Source organism: Thermus thalpophilus, assembly GCF_022760915.1.
Lineage (GTDB): Bacteria > Deinococcota > Deinococci > Deinococcales > Thermaceae > Thermus > Thermus thalpophilus.
This window is the reverse complement of sequence record NZ_JAKTNS010000028.1, coordinates 1-17351: the sequence shown is the minus strand read 5'-3', so window position 1 is coordinate 17351 and position 17351 is coordinate 1. Positions and strand designations below refer to the sequence as shown.

The 17351-nt window shown below is 67.9% G+C and carries 27 protein-coding genes; 12 read left to right on the top strand and 15 right to left on the bottom strand.

Annotated features, from left to right (window positions below; translation table 11 throughout):
* Nucleotide 1 precedes the first annotated feature (1 nt).
* A complete protein-coding gene (locus tag L0D17_RS09815) occupies nucleotides 2–529 on the top strand; it encodes a type I phosphoribosyltransferase (RefSeq protein ID WP_039455503.1) in 528 nt (175 codons plus the stop codon).
* Here L0D17_RS09815 and L0D17_RS09810 read toward each other — a convergent pair.
* Both L0D17_RS09810 and L0D17_RS09805 read right to left on the bottom strand, forming a co-directional pair.
* A complete protein-coding gene (locus L0D17_RS09810; protein WP_243094950.1) occupies nucleotides 501–1112 on the bottom strand; it encodes an HAD family hydrolase in 612 nt (203 codons plus the stop codon). The genes L0D17_RS09815 and L0D17_RS09810 overlap by 29 nt on opposite strands.
* A 36-nt stretch (nucleotides 1113–1148) precedes the next feature.
* Nucleotides 1149–1670 carry a 5-formyltetrahydrofolate cyclo-ligase gene (locus L0D17_RS09805; protein ID WP_039455507.1) on the bottom strand — a complete coding sequence of 174 codons (522 nt, stop codon included), beginning with the start codon at nucleotides 1668–1670 and terminating at the stop codon, nucleotides 1149–1151.
* Nucleotides 1671–1745: 75 nt separating this feature from the next.
* Here L0D17_RS09805 and L0D17_RS09800 point away from each other — a divergent pair, with 75 nt between their 5' ends.
* On the top strand, nucleotides 1746–1967 hold the full coding sequence (locus L0D17_RS09800; protein WP_039455509.1) for an FmdB family zinc ribbon protein: 222 nt from the start codon (nucleotides 1746–1748) through the stop codon (nucleotides 1965–1967).
* Nucleotides 1968–2019: 52 nt separating this feature from the next.
* The gene (locus tag L0D17_RS09795; RefSeq protein ID WP_039455550.1) at nucleotides 2020–2952 is read left to right on the top strand and encodes a prohibitin family protein; all 933 of its coding nucleotides are present in this window, start codon (nucleotides 2020–2022) and stop codon (nucleotides 2950–2952) included.
* Here the strand turns inward: L0D17_RS09795 and L0D17_RS09790 are convergent.
* From L0D17_RS09790 to L0D17_RS09775, 4 genes are read right to left on the bottom strand one after another with little or no spacing between them, the layout of a single operon-like run.
* Nucleotides 2949–3398 (bottom strand): DUF192 domain-containing protein, encoded by a 450-nt coding sequence (locus L0D17_RS09790; RefSeq protein ID WP_039455510.1) that lies wholly within the window; start codon nucleotides 3396–3398, stop codon nucleotides 2949–2951. The genes L0D17_RS09795 and L0D17_RS09790 overlap by 4 nt on opposite strands.
* 1 nt (nucleotide 3399) lies before the next feature.
* Nucleotides 3400–3849 carry a DUF192 domain-containing protein gene (locus L0D17_RS09785; RefSeq protein WP_243094949.1) on the bottom strand — a complete coding sequence of 150 codons (450 nt, stop codon included), beginning with the start codon at nucleotides 3847–3849 and terminating at the stop codon, nucleotides 3400–3402.
* 7 nt (nucleotides 3850–3856) lie between these two features.
* Nucleotides 3857–4456, bottom strand: a complete 600-nt coding sequence (gene tmk / locus L0D17_RS09780) for a dTMP kinase (RefSeq protein WP_039455515.1) — start codon at nucleotides 4454–4456, stop codon at nucleotides 3857–3859.
* Nucleotides 4457–5185 (bottom strand): Nif3-like dinuclear metal center hexameric protein, encoded by a 729-nt coding sequence (locus tag L0D17_RS09775; protein ID WP_243094948.1) that lies wholly within the window; start codon nucleotides 5183–5185, stop codon nucleotides 4457–4459.
* A 62-nt stretch (nucleotides 5186–5247) separates the two neighbouring features.
* Between L0D17_RS09775 and L0D17_RS09770 the strand changes: the two genes are divergently transcribed.
* Nucleotides 5248–7053 carry a S9 family peptidase gene (locus L0D17_RS09770; RefSeq protein WP_243094947.1) on the top strand — a complete coding sequence of 602 codons (1806 nt, stop codon included), beginning with the start codon at nucleotides 5248–5250 and terminating at the stop codon, nucleotides 7051–7053.
* 43 nt (nucleotides 7054–7096) lie between these two features.
* Here the strand turns inward: L0D17_RS09770 and L0D17_RS09765 are convergent, their stop codons facing one another.
* From L0D17_RS09765 to L0D17_RS09740, 6 genes are read right to left on the bottom strand one after another with little or no spacing between them, the layout of a single operon-like run.
* Entirely contained in the window at nucleotides 7097–7363 is a 267-nt protein-coding gene (locus L0D17_RS09765; protein ID WP_039455520.1) for a DUF3467 domain-containing protein, read from the bottom strand.
* Entirely contained in the window at nucleotides 7360–7707 is a 348-nt protein-coding gene (locus tag L0D17_RS09760; protein ID WP_039455522.1) for a roadblock/LC7 domain-containing protein, read from the bottom strand. The genes L0D17_RS09765 and L0D17_RS09760 overlap by 4 nt, the downstream gene beginning before the upstream one ends.
* Before the next feature lie 10 nt (nucleotides 7708–7717).
* Entirely contained in the window at nucleotides 7718–8047 is a 330-nt protein-coding gene (locus tag L0D17_RS09755; RefSeq protein ID WP_243094946.1) for a roadblock/LC7 domain-containing protein, read from the bottom strand.
* Nucleotides 8035–8412, bottom strand: a complete 378-nt coding sequence (locus tag L0D17_RS09750; protein WP_039455525.1) for a roadblock/LC7 domain-containing protein — start codon at nucleotides 8410–8412, stop codon at nucleotides 8035–8037. Before L0D17_RS09750 ends, L0D17_RS09755 begins: the two co-directional genes overlap by 13 nt.
* A 1-nt stretch (nucleotide 8413) precedes the next feature.
* Nucleotides 8414–8998 (bottom strand): recombination mediator RecR, encoded by a 585-nt coding sequence (gene recR / locus L0D17_RS09745; protein ID WP_039455527.1) that lies wholly within the window; start codon nucleotides 8996–8998, stop codon nucleotides 8414–8416.
* On the bottom strand, nucleotides 8999–9316 hold the full coding sequence (locus L0D17_RS09740) for a YbaB/EbfC family nucleoid-associated protein (RefSeq protein ID WP_039455529.1): 318 nt from the start codon (nucleotides 9314–9316) through the stop codon (nucleotides 8999–9001).
* A 30-nt stretch (nucleotides 9317–9346) separates the two neighbouring features.
* On the opposite strand from L0D17_RS09740, the gene hemB reads away from it, so the two are divergent.
* Nucleotides 9347–10327 (top strand): porphobilinogen synthase, encoded by a 981-nt coding sequence (gene hemB / locus L0D17_RS09735; RefSeq protein ID WP_243094945.1) that lies wholly within the window; start codon nucleotides 9347–9349, stop codon nucleotides 10325–10327.
* Here the strand turns inward: hemB and L0D17_RS09730 are convergent.
* The 3 genes from L0D17_RS09730 to guaA are packed head-to-tail and all read right to left on the bottom strand — an operon-like array spanning nucleotide 10324 to nucleotide 12552.
* Nucleotides 10324–10701 (bottom strand): VOC family protein, encoded by a 378-nt coding sequence (locus L0D17_RS09730; RefSeq protein ID WP_039455533.1) that lies wholly within the window; start codon nucleotides 10699–10701, stop codon nucleotides 10324–10326. The two genes, hemB and L0D17_RS09730, sit on opposite strands and share 4 nt — an antisense overlap.
* Nucleotides 10701–10988, bottom strand: a complete 288-nt coding sequence (locus tag L0D17_RS09725; protein ID WP_039455534.1) for a glutamine synthetase/cystathionine beta-lyase binding protein — start codon at nucleotides 10986–10988, stop codon at nucleotides 10701–10703. The genes L0D17_RS09730 and L0D17_RS09725 overlap by 1 nt, the downstream gene beginning before the upstream one ends.
* A 52-nt stretch (nucleotides 10989–11040) precedes the next feature.
* Entirely contained in the window at nucleotides 11041–12552 is a 1512-nt protein-coding gene (gene guaA, locus L0D17_RS09720; RefSeq protein WP_243094944.1) for a glutamine-hydrolyzing GMP synthase, read from the bottom strand.
* A 35-nt stretch (nucleotides 12553–12587) separates the two neighbouring features.
* Between guaA and L0D17_RS09715 the strand changes: the two genes are divergently transcribed.
* The 7 genes from L0D17_RS09715 (at nucleotide 12588) to L0D17_RS09685 (ending at nucleotide 17145) form a co-directional block, all read left to right on the top strand.
* Nucleotides 12588–13055: an S-ribosylhomocysteine lyase gene (locus L0D17_RS09715; RefSeq protein WP_039455538.1), complete on the top strand. Its 468-nt coding sequence runs from the start codon at nucleotides 12588–12590 to the stop codon at nucleotides 13053–13055.
* Nucleotides 13052–13714, top strand: coding sequence for a 5'-methylthioadenosine/S-adenosylhomocysteine nucleosidase (mtnN, locus tag L0D17_RS09710; protein ID WP_243094943.1), 663 nt, complete (start codon nucleotides 13052–13054; stop codon nucleotides 13712–13714). Before L0D17_RS09715 ends, mtnN begins: the two co-directional genes overlap by 4 nt.
* Nucleotides 13715–13727: 13 nt before the next feature.
* Nucleotides 13728–14651 (top strand): ribose-phosphate diphosphokinase, encoded by a 924-nt coding sequence (locus tag L0D17_RS09705; RefSeq protein WP_243094942.1) that lies wholly within the window; start codon nucleotides 13728–13730, stop codon nucleotides 14649–14651.
* 66 nt (nucleotides 14652–14717) lie between these two features.
* Nucleotides 14718–15338, top strand: coding sequence for a 50S ribosomal protein L25 (locus L0D17_RS09700; protein WP_039455542.1), 621 nt, complete (start codon nucleotides 14718–14720; stop codon nucleotides 15336–15338).
* Between the two features lie 51 nt (nucleotides 15339–15389).
* Nucleotides 15390–15956: an aminoacyl-tRNA hydrolase gene (pth, locus tag L0D17_RS09695; protein ID WP_039455545.1), complete on the top strand. Its 567-nt coding sequence runs from the start codon at nucleotides 15390–15392 to the stop codon at nucleotides 15954–15956.
* A 9-nt stretch (nucleotides 15957–15965) separates the two neighbouring features.
* Nucleotides 15966–16934 (top strand): D-alanine--D-alanine ligase, encoded by a 969-nt coding sequence (ddl, locus tag L0D17_RS09690; protein ID WP_243094941.1) that lies wholly within the window; start codon nucleotides 15966–15968, stop codon nucleotides 16932–16934.
* A 49-nt stretch (nucleotides 16935–16983) separates the two neighbouring features.
* Complete coding sequence (locus L0D17_RS09685) at nucleotides 16984–17145, top strand: hypothetical protein (RefSeq protein WP_243094964.1); 162 nt, start codon at nucleotides 16984–16986, stop codon at nucleotides 17143–17145.
* Nucleotides 17146–17351 lie beyond the last annotated feature (206 nt).

The window sequence follows — 17351 nt, the reverse complement described above, 5'->3', positions numbered from 1 at the left end:
TATGGAAACCTATCCCATTAGCATCGGCGGCGTGACCCGGCACGTCCCCCTGATTGAGCCCCTACCAGGGCGGCGCATCCCCTTGGTGGAGTTTTTGGGGGACCCGGAACTGGTGCGGGCCGCGGCCTTGGCCCTTAGGCCCTTGGTGCCCAAGGAAACCGAGGTCCTCTTCACCACGGAAACGAGCCCCATCCCCCTCACCCACGTGCTGGCGGAGGAGATGGGCCTGCCCTACGTGGTGGCCCGCCGCCGCCGCCGTCCCTACATGGAAGACCCCATCATCCAGGAGGTGCAGACCCTAACCCTGGGGGTGGGGGAGGTGCTTTGGTTGGACCGCCGGTTTGCCGAAAAGCTCTTGAACCAGAAGGTGACCCTTCTTTCCGACGTGGTTTCCAGCGGCGAAACCATGCGGGCCATGGAGCGCATGGTCCTTAGGGCCGGGGGGCGGGTGGTGGGGCGTCTGGCCGCTTTCCGCCAGGGAAGCCCGGCGTTGGACGTGGTCACCGTGGCGGAGCTCCCGGTGCTGTAGCCGCGTACACCTCCGCCCGGAGGCCCAGCCTCCGGGCGGTTTCCACGTTCTCGGGATCGTCGTCCAAGTAGAGGGTTTCCTCTGGGGAGAGGCCCAGGCCCTCCAGCGCCAGGAGAAAAGCCCGGGGGTCCGGTTTGGCTACCCCTAGGGCGCAGGAGGCGAAAAACCCGTCCACGTACCGGTCCAGGCCGTGGTGGGCTAGGCTTTCCCTAAGGCTTGGCAGAGTGTTGGAGAGCACGCCCACCTTGAACCCCCTCGCCTTCAGGTCCTGAAGGAGGGCCTCGGCCCCCGGGGCTTGGCGCATGAAGTGGTAGTAGCGGAGACCCTTAAGCCGCTCTGGGGGCAGACCCAGCTCCTTGGCGGCCTTGTGGGCCAGGGCTTGGAAGAAGCGGGCCTCCTCTTCCAGGGTGCGCACCTTGAGCCAGCGCACCGCCTCGAGGATCTCCCGCATGGCCCAGGCCAACACCGCCAAGGTTTTTTCCAGGCCCGGCCCCTGGGCGGCCAGATCCAAAGCCTTCTTGAAAAGAGCCTCCTCGTCCATGAGGAGGAGCACCCCGTCCCGGTCCAACAAGGCCCCCCGCATGGGGCGAGTTTAGCACCCCCGCCAGGGGAAGCGGGGTCATGTGACCCGCCACACCCCCTTTTCCGTGGCCAGGTACCCCACGGGCACGTCCCATGGGTCCCGGGGCAGGCGGGGAAGGAGCAGGGCCTCCGGCACCACCCCGAGGCGGGTGGCTTCCAGGTTTGCCAGGAGGCGGTCGTAAAACCCCTTGCCGTGCCCCAAGCGGAAGCCTTCCCGGTCAAAGGCCAGGCCTGGAACCACCACCAGGTCCAGCACCCCAGGGTCCACGGGGGGCGTGGTGGGCTCCAACAGGCCAAAGGGGCCCGGGGCCAAAGGGCCAAAGGGATGCACGGAAAGCGCCTCCCCCGCCACCTTGGGCAGGTAGTAGCGGGCGGAGTGTTTTTCCCTTAGGGCCAGGAGGTCCAGCTCGTGGGGCAAGGGGTGGTAGAGGAGGATGGCCCTGAACCCCTTTTCCCGAAGCCAGGGGAGGAGCTGGGCCACCACCCTTTGGGAGAGGGCTTGGCGGTCCAGGGTTTTCCAAACACCCAGGGCCCAGCGGCGCAGGGCGGGCTTGTCCACGGAGGGAGGGTACCACCCCGGCCCCTTGACACTCAAGGCAGTTAAGTGTCAAAATGCCCCCTAGGAGGGTAGGGTATGCCGGTCTACGTCTACAAAGGCCTGGAAACGGGCAACTACTACGAGTTTGAACAGGGCTTCCACGACGAGCCCCTGAAGGCCCACCCGGAAACGGGGGAGCCCCTCAAGCGGGTCATTACCCCGCCCGCCATCATCTTCAAGGGCTCGGGGTGGCACGTGAAGGACTACGCCAAGAAGGACGCTTCTTCCAAGTCGGAAGGAAGCGAGGCCAAGGAGTAGGCCTAGCCGCCCCCTGGCCCCGGGGATGGCCCCGGGGCTTTATGCTTGGGTCATGCTGAACCTGGCGGCGCTGGCGCTCCTTTTGCTGGGCCTTGGGGTGCTCTTCACCCCTAGGCGGCGGTTTGGGCTTCCCTTGGTGGGCGTGGGGCTCCTTCTGCTTCTCCTGGCCAACAGCTTCGTGGTGGTTCCGGCGGGGCATGTGGGGGTGGTCTTCAACATCCTGCGGGGGGTGCAGGAGCGGCCCCTTTACGAGGGCATCCATTTCGTGGTCCCCGGCCTGCAACAGGTGATCCTCTACGATACCCGGGTGAAGGAGGTGACCCTTTCCGCCCCCCACGAGGGGGAAAGGCGGGCCGACACCTCCATCCGGGCCCGCTCCAAGGAGGGTCTGGAAATCGGCGTGGACGTCACGGTGCAGTACCGGGTGCTAAAGGACCGGGCGCCCCGGCTGCACCAGGAGGTGGGGCCCGGCTACCTGGAAACCCTCATCGTTCCCCAGGTGCGCTCCAAGGTGCGGGACGCCGTGGGCCAGTTCAACGCCGCCGAGCTCATCAGCACCCAGCGCACCGCCTTGGAAACCTCGGTGGTGCAGGGCCTCGAGGAAACCCTCCGCCAGTACCACATTGAGCTCATCTCCGTCCTCCTGCGGGAGATCCGCATCCCCGAGGCGGTGGCCAAGGTCATAGAGGAGAAGCAGACCGCCGAGCAACAGGTGCAGATTGAGATCAACCGCCGCAAACAGGCGGAGATCGCCGCCGAGCGCCGGGTGATTGAGGCCCGGGGCGAGCGGGATGCCGCCATCTTGCGGGCGGAAGGCGAGGCCAAGGCCATCGCCCTCCGGGGCCAGGCCCTCAAGAACGCCCCCGAGGTGGTCCAGCTCACCTTCGCCGAGAAGCTGGCCCCTGGGGTCCAGACCATCTTCGTCCCCAGCACGGGGAACTTCCTTCTGGACCTGCGGGGCCTCCAAGGGGGCGCCAAACCCTAGCGCAGGACCCGGTCCCCCGGGGCGGGCTCCAAAAGCCCTTCCCGCACCTCCAAAATCCCCCGGTAGGCGGTGCCGGGGGCGTAGGTTTCCCCCGGGCGGAGCCTGGCCACCTTGAGCACCCGCCCCTCCCCGTCCAAAAAGGCCACCACCACCCCGAAGCGGTAGCCCTCCGTGGAGAAGGGGGCGTCCGTGGCCTCGGGGAAGAGGTAGAGGAGGGCCTCCAGGTCCTCCCGCCGCAGGCCCAGGCCCAGGTTCCAGGCCTCGGGGGTGCGGGCCAGGCGGGCCCTTAGGGTGTGGCGGCCGGTGGGGGTTTCCACCACCACCTGGGCGGGCGGGGGCGGGGTTTGGAAGCGCCGGGCCGCCAGGAGGTAACCCAAAAAGGAAAAGACGGAGAGGAGGATCAAGAGGGCGAAGGCCACCAGGGGAAAGAGGGGGCTGCGGTCCACGCTATCTCGGCCAAAGCTTCAGGGCCTCCCCCCCCACCTTGGCCCCCGGGGTGAGGCCCCGCCGGGCGAACCAGCCCTGGTTCACCTCCAACGCCCCTTGGTACACCACCCCGGGGTAGTAGACGGGGCAGGGGTCGGCCTTGCAGGGCTCCATGTCCAGGATGCGCAGGATAACTCCCTGGCGGTCAAAGAAGGCGATGGAAAGGGGGATCAGGGTGTTTTTCATCCAAAACCCCCCCGCGGTGGGGGTGGGGAAGAGGAAGACCATGCCCTCGTCCTCTCCCAGGCGCTTGCGGAACATGAGCCCCTGGGCCTGGCGCTCCGGGGTGTCCGCCACCTCCACCTTGAGGGGGTGCCGCCTTCCCCCTTGCTCCACATAGAGGGTGCTTTTGGGGAAGGATAGCCCCTGGGCCAGGGCGAGGAGGCCGAAGAACAAGGCCAAAAGGCGCATGGGCCCATTATGGCAGAAGGGGGCGGAGGTGGGCCTGGATCTCCGCCTGCACCGCCTCCGGGGGCTTGGTGGCGTCCAGGACCACGAAGCGCTCGGGCTCCGCCTCCGCCAACCTCAGGTACCCTTCCCGCACCCGGTGGAAGAAGGGAAGGCCGAGCCGCTCCAGGCGGTCGGGGTCCTTCACCCGCCTAAGGGCTTCCTCCGGGGGGAGGTCCAGGAGGAAGGTGCGCCGGGGCCTAAGGCCTAAGGTGGCCAGGCGGGCCACCTCCAAAAGCCAGGCCAGGGGAAGCCCCCGGCCGTGGCCCTGGTAGGCCAGGCTGGAGTCCAGGTAGCGGTCGGAAACCACCCACTCCCCCCGCTTCAGGGCCGGGAGAATCACCTTGCGCACGTGCTCCGCCCGGTCGGCGCTGAAGAGGAGGTACTCGGCTTCCGGAGAAAGGTCTTCTCTAAGGAGGAGGGCCTCCCGCACGGGGGGAAGCCCCGCCCCGGGTTCCCGGGTGAGGCGCGCCTTCAGGCCCCTTTCCTCCAAGAAGGCGGCGAGGAGCCTGGCCTGGGTGGACTTGCCCGCCCCGTCCAGGCCTTCCAGGGTGAGGAAGACCCCTTCCATCTAGAGCCCCGTGGGGTGGTCCAGGAACACCCAGGGCAGGCCAAAGCGCTCCTCCAGGTGGGCCGCCAAGGCCTTGACCCCAAAGACCTCGGTGTCGTAATGGCCGGCGTAGATGACGTTGAGCCCCCGCTCAAAGGTTTCGTGGAAGGCGCTGTGTTTGGGCTCCCCGGTGATGAAGAGGTCCGCCTCCACCTGGCCCACCAGGCTCGCCGCTCCCCCCGAAACGATCACCACCCGCTCCACCCGGTCCTTGCCCCCTTGGTGGACCAAGGGCTGCATCCCCGTGAGCTGCCCGAGCATGTCCGCCACCTGGACCAAGGGGGTGGGGAAGGGGAAGCGCCCCGCTACCCCCACGTCGTAGGGGGCAAGGTCCACCAGGCCCAGGGCCCGGGCCAGGACGAAGTTGTTCCCCACCTGGGGGTGGGCGTCCAGGGGAAGGTGGGCGGCGTAGAGGTTGATGCCCCCTTGGAAGAGGAGGGCCAGGCGGCGCCTGTGGTGCCCGCGGATGGGAAAGGGCTTTCCCCAGAAGAGGCCGTGGTGCACCAGGAGGAAGTCCACCCCCTCTTCCAAGGCTTTTTGGAAGGTGGCCTCCGCGGCGTCCACCGCCGCCCCCACCTTGCGCACCTCCTCCTTCCCCTCCACCTGCAGGCCGTTGAGGGAGGGGTCTTGGGGGAAGTCGGCGAGCCGCAGGTAGCCGTCCAGGTAGCGCACGAGCTCATCCCGCTTCATGGGCCCTAGCTTACCGGAAGCCCCCCCTGGGCGGATGGCTGACCGGTCAGTATCATGGGGGCGTGGAACCCGAAACCCTTTTACAGCTCCGCTTCCTTTCCGACCTCACGGAGGGCCCAGAGGGCCTGCCTCTTTTCTTGCTCACGGAGATCGTGGCGGGCGATCCCCCCCGCTACCGCTCCCGCTTGGCCCTCTTTGACGGGGAGGCGCGCTTCCTCACCCAGGAGGATGCGGCCAAGCCCCGCTACGCCCATCCTTACGTCTACTTCCTGCGCAAGGTGGGGGAGGGCAAGGAGCTTTTCCGCCTGGACCTGAGGGGGGGTGAGGCGGAAAGGCTCACGGAAACCCCCGGGGTCTTGGACTACGCCCTGGGCCCCTCGGGGGAGGTGGCCTTCTTGGCCCTGAAGGAAGCCCCCAAACCGGGAAGCCCCCGGGTTTACGAGACCTGGCCCTTTAAGTTTGACGGCCGGGGCCTCCTGCCCGAGGGGAACGTGGCCCTTTACCTCCTGAAGGACGGGGAGAAGCGGCTTCTTTTGGACCGCTACCCGTCCCCCAAGGAGATGGTCTTCGCCCCCGAGGGGCTCTACCTGGTGATGCCGGAGGACGCCCAGGCCCAGGCGGCGTGGCGGGACACCCTCTTCCTCTTGGGGGAGGGGGGCCTGCGGAAGGTCTACGGGGGGGTGGGCCCCATCTTCGGCCTGGAGTGGAGCCCTGAGGGGCTTTTCTTCCTGGGCCACGCCTTTGAGCGGGGCGGGGGGACGGAGGCCCGGCTTTACCACCTCCGGGAGGGCGAGGCCCGGGTCCTCTTCATGGGAAGCCTCTTGAACTCCATCAACAGCGACCTCCGCTTCGGCGCCCACTTCCAGGGGCCCCGGTGGGCCGGGGACGGGGTCTACCTGGTGCGCACGGAGGAGGGGGTGGGGCGGCTTTACCGGGTGGACCTGGAGGGGCGGGCCGAGGCCCTTCCCGCCTCCGGGAGCGTCCTGGCCTTCGCCCGCACCCCAAGGGGCCTCTTCCTCCTCACCGAGGACTTGACCCGCCCGGCCCGCCTCGAGGGGCCCTTGGGCGCCTACGATCCCAACCCCGGCCTGCCTCCCCTGGCCGAGCCCCTTTACACCGCCTGGGAGAGCCCGGAGGGGCACCGGGTGCCCGGCTGGGTGCTCCTGCCGGAAGGGGAGGGGCCGCACCCCGTGATCCTCTACATCCACGGTGGGCCCCACACCGCCTTCGGGGCCGCCCCCATGCTGGAACTCCAGCTTTTCCGGGCCCACGGCTACGCCGTGGCCTTCTGCAACCCCCGGGGCTCCACGGGCTACGGCCAGGACTACGCCCTGTTGGAGGGGGCCTGGGGCGAGCGGGACGAGCGGGACCTTTTAGGCTTCTTGGACCACGTCCTGGCCCGTTTTCCCCTGGACCCTAGCCGGGTGGGGGTGGCGGGGGGGAGTTACGGCGGGTACATGGTGAACTGGCTCACCGCCCGCCACCCGGAGCGCTTTAAGGCGGCGGTCACCGACCGGAGCATCGCCAACTGGCTAAGCTTCTTCGGCAGCAGCGACATCGGCCCCCGCTTCACCCACCTGGAGCTTTTCGCCAAGCCCTGGGAGCGGCCCGAGGTCCTCTGGGAGAAAAGCCCCTTGCGGCTTGTCCACCGGGTGAAGACCCCCACCTTGGTGGTCCACGCCGAGGCGGACCACCGCTGCCCCATTGACCAGGGGGAGACCTGGTACACCGCCCTTTTCCACCTGGGGGTGAAGGCCCGGTTCTTCCGGGTGCCCGAGGAGGGGCACGAGCTTTCCCGCTCGGGCCGTCCCGACCGCAGGCTGGCGCGGCTTCGCGCCTATTTGGACTGGTGGCGGGAGAACCTGTAGGCTAAAGGGGCCAGGGGAGGCCCTGGCCCCTAAGCGCTTACCCTTAAGCTTGGCTTTCCGCCACCGGCTCGGGGATGGGGCCGAAGGTTTCCTCGTAGCGGGCCACGTTCTCCGCCAGGCTCCGCAAGAGGGCCTTGGCGTGCTGGGGGCTGGTGATGACCCGGCTCACCACCATGGCCCCACCTTGGGGCTGGAGGAGGGCGAAGTCCAGGATGAACTCGTTCTTGGTGTGGGCGATGAGGGCCAGGTTGGTGTAGCGGCCCAGGGCGGTGTCCTTGTCAATCTGGATGTCTAGCTTTAGCTCGCTCATGCTAACGCCTCCTGGATTTTGGGAAGGGCCCGTTTCAGGGCGAGCCGCGCCCGGCCGAGGCTTTTGGCGCCGTCCAAAAAGAGGAGGAGGTGGTGGCCGGGAAGCGGCACGAGCAAAAGGGCCCCTTCCGGGTACTCTACCATGACCTCCTCCACCCCTTCCTGGCCCAGGGTCTGGGCCAGCGCCTTGGCGGTGCCCAGCACCGTGGCGGAGCGGGCGGCGAGGGCGCTGGCCTCGGGGGCCCCTTCCTCCCGCACCTCCTCCACCACGAACCCGTCCTCGCTCAGGAGGGCGGCCACCCGCACCCCCCGGGTTTCCTTAAGTTCTTTGAGGACCTCCAGCATCCCTCACCTCCTAGAGGGTTTGCACCCTGAGGGCGATGCGGGAAAGCTCCTGCCCGATGGCCTTGCGGTCCATGCCCCGCTCCAGCACCGCCCCCAGGATGTACTCCCCCACCCGTAAGGCCAGCACCTCTTGGGTGTCGGTGGCCAAGGTGAAGCGGCGCACCTCCCCGGAAAGGGCCTCCGCCAAGGGGGCCATGTGGCGCACCAAGGAGGCGAGCTCCGCCGCCAGGACCTCGGCGGGCGGGGCGCCCCGGCCCAGGGCTTCTATGACCAGGCCGTCCAACCCGGTGAGCACCGCCCGCTTTACCCCCAAAGAGGCCAGGCTGTCTAGGTAGGCCATCCCACCACCTCCCAAAGCTTTTCCGCCGTCTTGGCGGCCTCCACCCGGGCCCGGCCGAGGTTGGCCGAAGGCTCCAGGAGGAGGAGCAAGAAAAGGTCTTCCCGGGCCTTGGGGGCGCGCGCCATCCGGGCATAGCCTACCACGGGATGCCCTCCGATCCAGAGTTCCTCCACCCGGGAGGCTCCCAGGCTTGCGGCGTAGGCGGCCCTGGCCTGGCGGAAAAGGGCGGCGTGTTCGGCGATGGCCGCCTCGAGGTCCACCCGTTTCCGCCGCACCCCCTCCACCAGGAGCCCGTCCAAGGTGCCGAGCCCCGCGGCGAAGGCCCCTTCCACCCGGTCCAAGAGGCGTTGCAAGAGTTCCTCCATGCTACACGGGCTTCCTTCCCTCCAGGGCCCGGCCCAGGGTCACCTCGTCCACGTACTCCAGGCTCCCGCCCACGGGCAGGCCGTAGGCGAGGCGGGTGGCCTTCACCCCCCGGCGCTTGAGCTCCTCCGCCAGGTAGAGGGCCGTGGCCTCCCCCTCCACGGTCATGGAGGTGGCCAGGACCACCTCCTTCACCCCTTTCAGGCGGGGCCAGAGGGTTTCCAGGTTGAGCTCCTTGGGGCCGATGCCCTCTAAGGGGTTGAGGGCCCCTCCCAGGACGTGGTAGACCCCCGGGAACTCCCCGCTCCGCTCCAGGGCGAAGAGGTCGGCCACGGTTTCCACCACGGCGAGGAGGCTAGGGTCGCGGCTTTCGTCCTGGCAGATGGGGCAAAGCTCCCCCTCCGCCAGGTTGCCGCACACCCGGCAGACCCCAAGCCCCCGGATGGCTTCCAGGGCCTCCCGGAGCCCCTCCGCCTCTTCCGGGTGGAAGGCCAGGTGCAAGGCGAGCTTCTGGGCGGTTTTGGGGCCGATGCCGGGAAGGCGGGAGAGGGCCCGGGAAAGCTTTAAGAGGCTTTCGGGGTACTTCATCTAGAAGAGCTTGCCCAGCATCTGGCCCACGCCCCCAAGCTCCCGGGCCATTTCCTTCTCGGAAAGCTCCTGGGCCTTCTTCTGGGCGTCTTGGATGGCCACCAGGAGGAGGTCTTCTAGGGCCTCGAGGTCGTCCTGGATGGCGGTGAGCACCTCGGGCTTGAGGCGCACGGCGAGGATCTTGCCGTGGCCGTTGGCCTCCACCTCCACCAGCCCCTGGGCCGTGCCCACCACGGTCATGGTTTCCAGGCGCTCTTGGATCTCCGCCGCTTTCTTCTGGGCTTTTTGCGCTTCCTTCAGGAGCTTCTGTAGGTTCATCGTCCCTCCCCTATGAGTATAGTGGAAGGCATGGAGCGCCCAAGAAGGCTGCGTTCGCCCCTTTTGCGCCCCCTGGTGGCGGAGGTGGAGCTTTCCCCCCGCCACCTCGTCCTTCCCCTCTTCGTGAAGGCGGAAGGGGAGCGGGAGGAGATCGCCTCCATGCCTGGCGTCCACCGCCACCCCCTAAAGGACCTCCCCCGCCTGGGGGAGGAGGCCCTGAAGGCGGGGCTTGGCGGGGTCATCCTCTTCGGCGTCCTGCCCGAGGGGGAGAAGGACCCCTTAGGCCAGGGGGCCTACGCCGAGGAGGGGGTGGTGCAGCGGGCCATCCGCCTCCTTAAGGGGGAGTTCCCCGAGCTTTTGGTCATGGCCGACACCTGCCTTTGCGAGTACACCAGCCACGGCCACTGCGGGGTGGTGCGGGAGGGCCCTTTAGGGTTTTACGTGGACAACGACGCCACCTTGGAGCTTCTGGCCAAGACCGCCCTTTCCCAGGCCCAGGCGGGGGCGGACGTGGTGGCCCCGAGCGCCATGATGGACGGCCAGGTGCGGGCCATCCGGGAGGCCTTGGACCGGGCAGGGTTTTCCCACGTGCCCATCCTCTCCTACGCGGTGAAGTACGCCTCCGCCTTCTACGGGCCCTTCCGGGACGCCGCGGCCAGCGCCCCCCAGTTCGGCGACCGCTCCGGCTACCAGATGGACCCAAGGGCGGGGCTTTGGGACGCCCTGCGGGAGGCGGACCTGGACGACCAGGAAGGGGCGGACCTCCTCATGGTGAAGCCCGCTTTGCCCTACCTGGACGTCCTGGCCGCCTTAAAGGGGCGCTTCGCCAAGCCCCTTTTCGCCTATCAGGTTTCCGGGGAGTACGCCATGCTAAAGGCCGCCGCCCTCAAGGGCTACCTGGATGAGCGGCGGGCGGTCTTGGAAACCCTTTACGCCATCCGCCGGGGCGGGGCCCAGGGCATCCTCACCTATTACGCCCTCGAGGCCGCCCGCTGGCTCCAGGAGGGCTAAAGGCCCCAGATCTCGGCCGGGGCCAGCTCCACCAGGTTGCCCTCGGGGTCGCGGGTGTAGAGGCTTCGGCCCTTGGGCCACTCGGCCCACCAGACGGGGAAGCCCCCGGCCTTCAGGCGCGCTTCCCAGAGGGGAAGCTCCGCTTCTTCCACCCGAAAGGCCACGTGGACGCTTCCCCGGGCCCCGTGGGGGGGTAGGGAGGGGTCCTTTTCCGTCTCCTCGGGGTTGAACACCAAGAAGACCCCCCGCCCGGCCCGGAAGAAGGCGTGGCGGGGCGGCTTGTACTGGAAGCAGGGGAGGCCCAAAACCCCCTCGTAGAAGGCCCGGGCCCTTTCCAAATCCTTGGCGTAGACGGAGGTTTCCAGGACGTCCACTATTTGAGCCGGGCGATGAGCTCCGCCACGGGGATGGCCTGGAGGGTGGTGGTCTTCACGCTGCCCCGGGAGGCCAGGTGGAGCATGGCCCGGGCCACGCTGGCGGCGTCCTCCGCCTCCACGATGTTGACGAAGTCGTAGGGGCCAAGGACGGCGTACTGGGCCACCACCTTTACCCCGAAATCCCGCTCCAGCTCCTGGTTCACCTCCTTGATGCGCTCGGGGTTTTTCACCAGGGTCTCCGCGCCGTCGTCCGTGAGGGTGCTCAGCACGATAAAGGTGGGCATGGCTTGCCTCCTTGCCCCCAGTTTAGCCGGGTTTTGCTCCCCGCTCCACCCCTCACTCCCACTCTATGGTGGCCGGGGGCTTGGAGGTGATGTCGTAGACCACCCGGCCCACCTCGGGCACCCGGCGGGTGATGCGCCGGGCCACCTCGTCCAAGAACTCTAAGGGAAGCCTGGCCCAGTCCGCGGTCATGAAGTCCTCCGTGGTCACCGCCCGGAGGGCCAAGACGTAGCCGTACCTCCGCTCGTCCCCCGCCACCCCCACGCTCCTTAGGGGGGTGAGGACCGCCAGGGCCTGGGCCACCTTATCGTAAAGCCCCCACTCCTTGAGGAGGCTCGTGAAGAGGTCGTCCGCCCGCCTAAGGATCTCCAGGCGCTCCTCCGTCACCTCCCCCAGGATGCGCACGGCGAGGCCCGGCCCCGGGAAGGGGTGGCGCAGGCGGATGGGGTCGGGTAGGCCCAGGAGGAGGGCCTGTTCCCGCACCTCGTCCTTGAAGAGGAGGCGGAAAGGCTCTAGGAGGGCGAACTCCAGGTCCTCGGGAAGCCCGCCCACGTTGTGGTGGCTCTTGATCTTAGCGGCCCCGTGCCCCCCCGCCGACTCTATAACGTCGGGGTAGAGGGTGCCTTGGGCGAGGAAGCGGAAGGGCCCATGGGTTCGCGCCACCTCCGAGAAGACCGCCACGAACTCCCGGCCGATGATCTTGCGCTTTTCCTCGGGGTCCTCCACCCCCTTCAGCGCCTTTAGGAAGCGCTCCTTGGCGTCCACCACCAAGAGGTTGACCCCCAGGGCCCTTAGGGCCCCCTCCACCTCCTCCCGCTCCCCCAGGCGCAAAAGCCCGTGGTCCACGAAGACCGCCAGGTGGTCCACCCCCGCCCTGGCCAGGAGGAGGGCCAGGGTGCTGGAGTCCACCCCCCCGGAAACCGCCAGGAGGACCCGCTCCCCACCCACCCGCTCCCGCACCTCCTTTAGGAGGCTTTCCAGGACGTGTTCCGGGGTCCAGTTGCGGGGGACGCCGGCGATCTCCAAAAAGTTCTCCAAAACCTGCATCCCCTTGGGGGTGTGGGCCACCTCGGGGTGGAACTGCACGGCGAAGCGCTTGCCGTCCTCGGCTTCCATGGCCGCCACGGGGTTGTCCTCGGTGGCGGCGGAAACCCGCCAGCCGGGGGGGAGCTCGCTCACGGCATCCTGGTGGCTCATCCAGACCTGGACCTCCCCGGAAAGCCCCCGGAAGAGGGGGCCTTGGTAGCGGGTGAGGAGGGCTTTGCCGTACTCCGCCTTGCCGGAGCGCTCCACCTTGCCCCCGAGCTCCTGGGCCAAAAGCTGCATTCCGTAGCAGATGCCCAGCATGGGAAGGCCGAGCCCAAAGAGGCGAGGGTCGGGGCGGGGGGCTTCGGGGTCAAAGACGCTCTTGGGCCCCCCGGAGAGGATGAGGGCCTGGGGCTTGTGCTGGAGGATCTCCTCGAGGGGCGCGGTGCCCGGGAGGATGAGGGAGAAGGCCCGGAGTTCCCGTAGCCTCCGGGCGATAAGCCTCGTGTACTGGGAGCCAAAGTCCAAAACCAGGACCATGGGCTAAAGTTTACCCTGTGGTGTGTAATGAAGGCATGGCCGAGGTGGAGAGCTTCGCCCTGGACCACACCAAGGTCCAGGCCCCGTACGTGCGTTTAGCCGGAAGGAAGCCGGTGGCAAAGGGATGGGTGGAAAAGTACGATCTGCGCCTGGCCCAGCCCAACCGGGAGGCCATCCCCACCGCCGCCCTCCACACCCTGGAGCACCTTTTGGCTGGGTACCTCCGGGACCACCTGGAAGGGGTCATTGACCTCTCCCCCATGGGGTGCCGCACGGGGTTTTACCTGGTGGTGGAGGGCCCCTTGGAGGAGGAACGGGTTTTGGTGGCCTGGGAGCGGGCGCTAAGGGACGTCCTCATCCACCAAGGGCCCATCCCGGGGGTGAGCTTTAGGGAGTGCGGCAACTACCGGGACCACGACCTGGAAGGGGCCAAGGCTTGGGCGGAAAGGGCGCTTAGGGCGGGGCTTCGGGTGCAGCCCACCGTCCCCTTGGAGGAGCGGTGATCGCCTTCTTCGCCGCCGAGCCCGAGGAGGCGGGGGCCATCCGGGAGGCCTTGGGGGCGGAAGCCCTCCTAACGGCCCCTTTTCCCCTACACCGGGGCGCGGGCGTCCTGGTGGCGGAAACGGGGGTGGGCAAGGTGGCGGCGGCCATGGCCGTGGCCCACGTCCTCACCCGCTTCGCCCCCAGGGAGAGCTTCTTCCTGGGGGTGGCGGGGGCGTTGGACCCTTCCTTGCGGGCCCTGGACCTCCTCCTGGCCGAGAAGGCGGTGCAGTGGGACGTGGACCTCACCCCCTTTGGCCGGGCTTTGGGGGAGACCGCCTTGGGGGTGCGCTTTTTCCCCTCGGACCCCGCCCTCTTGGCCCGGGCGGAAGTGGCGGCCCTTTCCTTGGGCCTTCCGGTGCGGCGGGGGGTGGTGGCCACGGGGGACCGGTTTCTGGCGGACCGGAAGGAGGCGGAAAGGCTTCGCGCCCTCCACGGGGCCCACGCCGTGGAGATGGAAGGGGCGGCCGCCCTCATGGTGGCCTACCGCTTCCGCCACCCCATGGCCTTGGTGCGGGCGGTGACGGACGGGGCGGGGGAGGGGGCGGAAGGGGATTTCCAGGCCTTTTTGCGGGAGGCCTCGAGGCGCCTCGGCCTCCTGGCCCGGGCCCTCGTATACTAAAAGGGGGGTCCCAATGCAAATCCGCCTCTTCACGGGAAACGCCCACCCGGGCTTGGCCCAGAGGATCGCCGAGGCCTTGGGGGTGCCCCTGGGCAAGGCCCTGGTGGACCGCTTCCCCGACGGGGAGATCCGGGTGCGGCTACTGGAGAGCGTCCGGGGGGACGACGTCTACCTCATCCAACCCACCTGCCCCCCGGTGAACGAGCACCTCATGGAACTTCTCCTCTTGGCGGACGCCGCAAGGCGGAGCTCCGCCGGGCGCATCAACGCCGTCATCCCTTACTTCGGCTATGCCCGCCAGGACAAGCAGACCGAGGGCCGCGAGCCCGTGAGCGCCAAGTTGGTGGCGGGGCTTTTGGAGCGGGTGGGGGTTCACCGGGTCATCGCTATAGACCTCCACGCTCCCCAGATCCAAGGGTTTTTTGACATCCCCGTGGACCACCTCTCCGCCGTGCGCCTTTTCGCCCCCTACCTCCGGGAAAAGGGGTATGCGGACAACGCCGTGGTGGTTTCCCCCGACGCCGGCCGGGCGGAGGAGGCCAGGCGGCTCGCTGAACGGCTTGGGCTACCCCTGGCCATGCTGGCCAAGCGCCGCCACGGGCCCAAGGAGACCTCCGTCACCTACGTCATCGGGGACGTGCAGGGGAAAAGGCCCCTCATCATAGACGACATCGTCTCCACGGGCGGGACCATAAGGCGGGGGGTGGAGGCCCTTTTGCAGGCGGGGGCCTTGCCCGAGGTGGTGGTCATGGCCACCCACCCCGTTTTGGTGGGGGAGGCCCGGGAGAACCTGGCCCACCCCGCCATCCGGGAGGTGGTCTTCACCGACACCATCCCCCTGAAGGATGGCGGCTACACCGTGCTTTCCACCGCCGAGCTCCTCGCCCAGGCCATCCGCCACGTGCACACCAACCAGTCGGTGAGTGCCCTAATCTAGAGGGATGTGGTAAGCTTTCCTTTGTGCGCCCCTTGGGGGGCTGGGTTTTGCGTGCGAGGAGGAGCCATGGAGTACCGCCTGAAGGCCTATTACCGGGAGGGGGAGAAGCCCGCCGCTTTGAGGCGTGCGGGGAAGCTCCCCGGGGTCATGTACAACAAGAGCCTGAACCAGAAGGTCTATGTGGAACTCGGAGAGTTTGACAAGGTCTTCCGTCAAGCCTCCATCCACCATGTGATTGTCCTGGAGCTTCCTGACGGCAAGGAGCTTCCCACCTTGGTGCGCCAGGTAAACCTGGACAAGCGCCGTCGCCGTCCGGAGCACGTGGACTTCTACATCCTCTCCGACGAGCCCGTGGAGATGTACATCCCCTTGCGTTTCGTGGGCACCCCCCAAGGGGTGCGGGAGGGCGGGGTGCTCCAGGAGGTGCACCGGGACATCCTGGTGCGGGTTTCCCCCCGCAACATCCCCGAGTACATTGAGGTGGACGTTTCCGGCCTCGGCATCGGGGATAGTCTCCACGCCGCCGATCTGAAGCTACCCGAGGGGGTGAAGCTTGCCATCTCTCCCGAGGAGACCATCGCCGCCGTGGTGCCCCCCGAGGACGTGGAGCGCCTGGCGGCCGAGGCGGCGGAGGCCCCCGCCGAGCCCGAGGTCATCAAGAAGGGCAAGAAGGAGGAGGAGGCCTAGCCTCCCCCTTGGCGGGCGGGGGGCCTGGGCTCCCCGCTTGCTTTTAGGGCCATGTTCTTGGTGGTGGGGCAGGGCAACCCGGGGGAGCGCTACGCCCACACCCGGCACAACGTGGGCTTCATGGTTTTGGACCGGCTGGGCCTTTCCTTTCGCAAAAAGGGGGAGGCGCTTTTGGCCGAGGCGGAGATGGGGGGGCAAAGGGGCTTTTTCCTGAAGCCCCTCACCTACTACAACCTCACCGGCCAGGCGGTGGCGCCCCTGGCCCGCTTCTACAGGATCCCCCCCGAGCGCATCCTGGTGGTGCACGACGAGATGGACCTTCCCTTGGGCCGCCTGCGCCTTAAGGCGGGGGGGAGCCCTGCGGGGAACCGGGGGGTGGCCTCCATCGCCGAGGCCTTGGGCACCCTGGCCTTCCACCGCCTGCGGATTGGGATCGGCAAGCCCCCCGCCAGGGAGCTGGGGGCGGATTATGTGCTTTCTCCCTTCGCTCCCGAGGAGCTTCCCCTTTTGGAAAGGGTGCTGGAGGCGGCCAAGGAGGCGGTGGTCTGCTGGGTGGAGCGGGGGCTTCTTCCCTGCGCCGACCGCTATAACGGCTTGGATCTGCGGGAAAACCGCTAAGCTTGGGGTATGGCCGAGCCCACCGTTTTGCTCCTCGCCGGGGGGAAAAGCCCCGAGCACGAGGTTTCCCTGCTTTCCGCCGAGGGCGTTCTGCGCCACATGCCTTTCCCCACGGACCTGGCGGTGATCGCCAAGGACGGGCGCTGGCTCTTGGGCAAGGAAGCGGAGGCCGCCCTAGCGGCCAAGATGGCCCCCGAAGGCCGCCACCCCTTCCCGCCCCCTTTGGACTGGGACCGGTACCAGGTGGTCTTTCCCCTCTTGCACGGGCCCTATGGGGAGGACGGGACGGTGCAGGGTTTTTTGGAGCTTTTGGGCAAGCCCTACGTGGGGGCGGGGGTGGCGGCGAGCGCCCTTTGCATGGATAAGGACCTCTCCAAGCGGGTCCTGGCCCAGGCGGGCATCCCCGTGGTGCCCTGGGTGGCCCTTTACCGGGGGGAGCGGCCCTTTGTGCCCTTTGAGCCCCCCTTTTTCGTGAAGCCCGCCAACACCGGCTCCAGCATCGGCATCACCCGGGTGGAGGACTACGCCCACCTGGAAGAGGCCTTGGCCGAGGCCTTCCGCCACGACGTCAAGGCGGTGGTGGAAAAGGCCCTACCAGGGGTGCGGGAGCTGGAGGTGGGGGTTTTGGGGAACATCTGGGGCGAGGCGAGCCCCGTGGGGGAGGTGCGCTACCAAGCCCTCTTTTACGATTACGAGACCAAGTACACCCCGGGCCGGGCGGAGCTTCTCATCCCCGCCCCGCTGGACCCGGGAACGCAGGAAACCGTTCAGGAGCTGGCCTTAAAGGCCTACCGGCTCCTGGGGATCCGGGGCATGGCCCGGGTGGACTTCTTTTTGGTGGAAGGAGAGGTGTACCTAAACGAGGTGAACACCATTCCTGGCTTCACCCCCACCAGCATGTACCCCAGGCTCTTTGAGGCGGGTGGGGTGCCCTATCCCGAGCTTCTCCGGCGACTCGTGGAACTGGCCCTAGGTTAGGTGGTCACCCCCTTTCCGGTAAACTGGGGGCAAAGAAAAGGGGGCTTTGATGGATGTGTTGGAGCGGCTTGGCCTAGGGGGGCGGCGGGTTCTCCTCCTGCACCACGACGACCTGGGACTAACCCACGCCCAGAACGCCGCCTTTTTTGCTTTGGGCCTGCCCACGGGAAGCGTCATCTCAAAACTTGCACCACCCGCATACCCCGCATAAACCTGCCCACCCCACCCCCTGCCCCCTCCACCTTGCCCCCCCAGGAGGGCCCGGCGGCCTGAGCCCAAGCCGCCAGAGCTCCCGCAAGAGAACCCACGCCACCATCCGGAAAAGAGAACCCGCGCCGCCTCCCCCACACCAGGTGGGTCCGGGGCGTGGCGGGAAAGGTGGCCACCACGTACCGCCACACCCATCCACCCTCGGGA

Bases quoted from the DNA above. Each gene is read 5' to 3' on its own strand.
- L0D17_RS09815 (WP_039455503.1), top strand. From the start codon at position 2: ATGGAAACCTATCCCATTAGCATCGGCGGCGTGACCCGGCACGTCCCC.
- L0D17_RS09810 (WP_243094950.1), bottom strand. From the start codon at position 1,112: ATGCGGGGGGCCTTGTTGGACCGGGACGGGGTGCTCCTCCTCATGGAC.
- L0D17_RS09800 (WP_039455509.1), top strand. From the start codon at position 1,746: ATGCCGGTCTACGTCTACAAAGGCCTGGAAACGGGCAACTACTACGAG.
- L0D17_RS09795 (WP_039455550.1), top strand. From the start codon at position 2,020: ATGCTGAACCTGGCGGCGCTGGCGCTCCTTTTGCTGGGCCTTGGGGTG.
- L0D17_RS09785 (WP_243094949.1), bottom strand. From the start codon at position 3,849: ATGCGCCTTTTGGCCTTGTTCTTCGGCCTCCTCGCCCTGGCCCAGGGG.
- tmk (WP_039455515.1), bottom strand. From the start codon at position 4,456: ATGGAAGGGGTCTTCCTCACCCTGGAAGGCCTGGACGGGGCGGGCAAG.
- L0D17_RS09775 (WP_243094948.1), bottom strand. From the start codon at position 5,185: ATGAAGCGGGATGAGCTCGTGCGCTACCTGGACGGCTACCTGCGGCTC.
- L0D17_RS09765 (WP_039455520.1), bottom strand. From the start codon at position 7,363: ATGAGCGAGCTAAAGCTAGACATCCAGATTGACAAGGACACCGCCCTG.
- L0D17_RS09760 (WP_039455522.1), bottom strand. From the start codon at position 7,707: ATGCTGGAGGTCCTCAAAGAACTTAAGGAAACCCGGGGGGTGCGGGTG.
- L0D17_RS09755 (WP_243094946.1), bottom strand. From the start codon at position 8,047: ATGGCCTACCTAGACAGCCTGGCCTCTTTGGGGGTAAAGCGGGCGGTG.
- L0D17_RS09750 (WP_039455525.1), bottom strand. From the start codon at position 8,412: ATGGAGGAACTCTTGCAACGCCTCTTGGACCGGGTGGAAGGGGCCTTC.
- recR (WP_039455527.1), bottom strand. From the start codon at position 8,998: ATGAAGTACCCCGAAAGCCTCTTAAAGCTTTCCCGGGCCCTCTCCCGC.
- L0D17_RS09740 (WP_039455529.1), bottom strand. From the start codon at position 9,316: ATGAACCTACAGAAGCTCCTGAAGGAAGCGCAAAAAGCCCAGAAGAAA.
- hemB (WP_243094945.1), top strand. From the start codon at position 9,347: ATGGAGCGCCCAAGAAGGCTGCGTTCGCCCCTTTTGCGCCCCCTGGTG.
- L0D17_RS09725 (WP_039455534.1), bottom strand. From the start codon at position 10,988: ATGCCCACCTTTATCGTGCTGAGCACCCTCACGGACGACGGCGCGGAG.
- guaA (WP_243094944.1), bottom strand. From the start codon at position 12,552: ATGGTCCTGGTTTTGGACTTTGGCTCCCAGTACACGAGGCTTATCGCC.
- L0D17_RS09715 (WP_039455538.1), top strand. From the start codon at position 12,588: ATGGCCGAGGTGGAGAGCTTCGCCCTGGACCACACCAAGGTCCAGGCC.
- L0D17_RS09705 (WP_243094942.1), top strand. From the start codon at position 13,728: ATGCAAATCCGCCTCTTCACGGGAAACGCCCACCCGGGCTTGGCCCAG.
- L0D17_RS09700 (WP_039455542.1), top strand. From the start codon at position 14,718: ATGGAGTACCGCCTGAAGGCCTATTACCGGGAGGGGGAGAAGCCCGCC.
- pth (WP_039455545.1), top strand. From the start codon at position 15,390: ATGTTCTTGGTGGTGGGGCAGGGCAACCCGGGGGAGCGCTACGCCCAC.
- ddl (WP_243094941.1), top strand. From the start codon at position 15,966: ATGGCCGAGCCCACCGTTTTGCTCCTCGCCGGGGGGAAAAGCCCCGAG.
- L0D17_RS09685 (WP_243094964.1), top strand. From the start codon at position 16,984: ATGGATGTGTTGGAGCGGCTTGGCCTAGGGGGGCGGCGGGTTCTCCTC.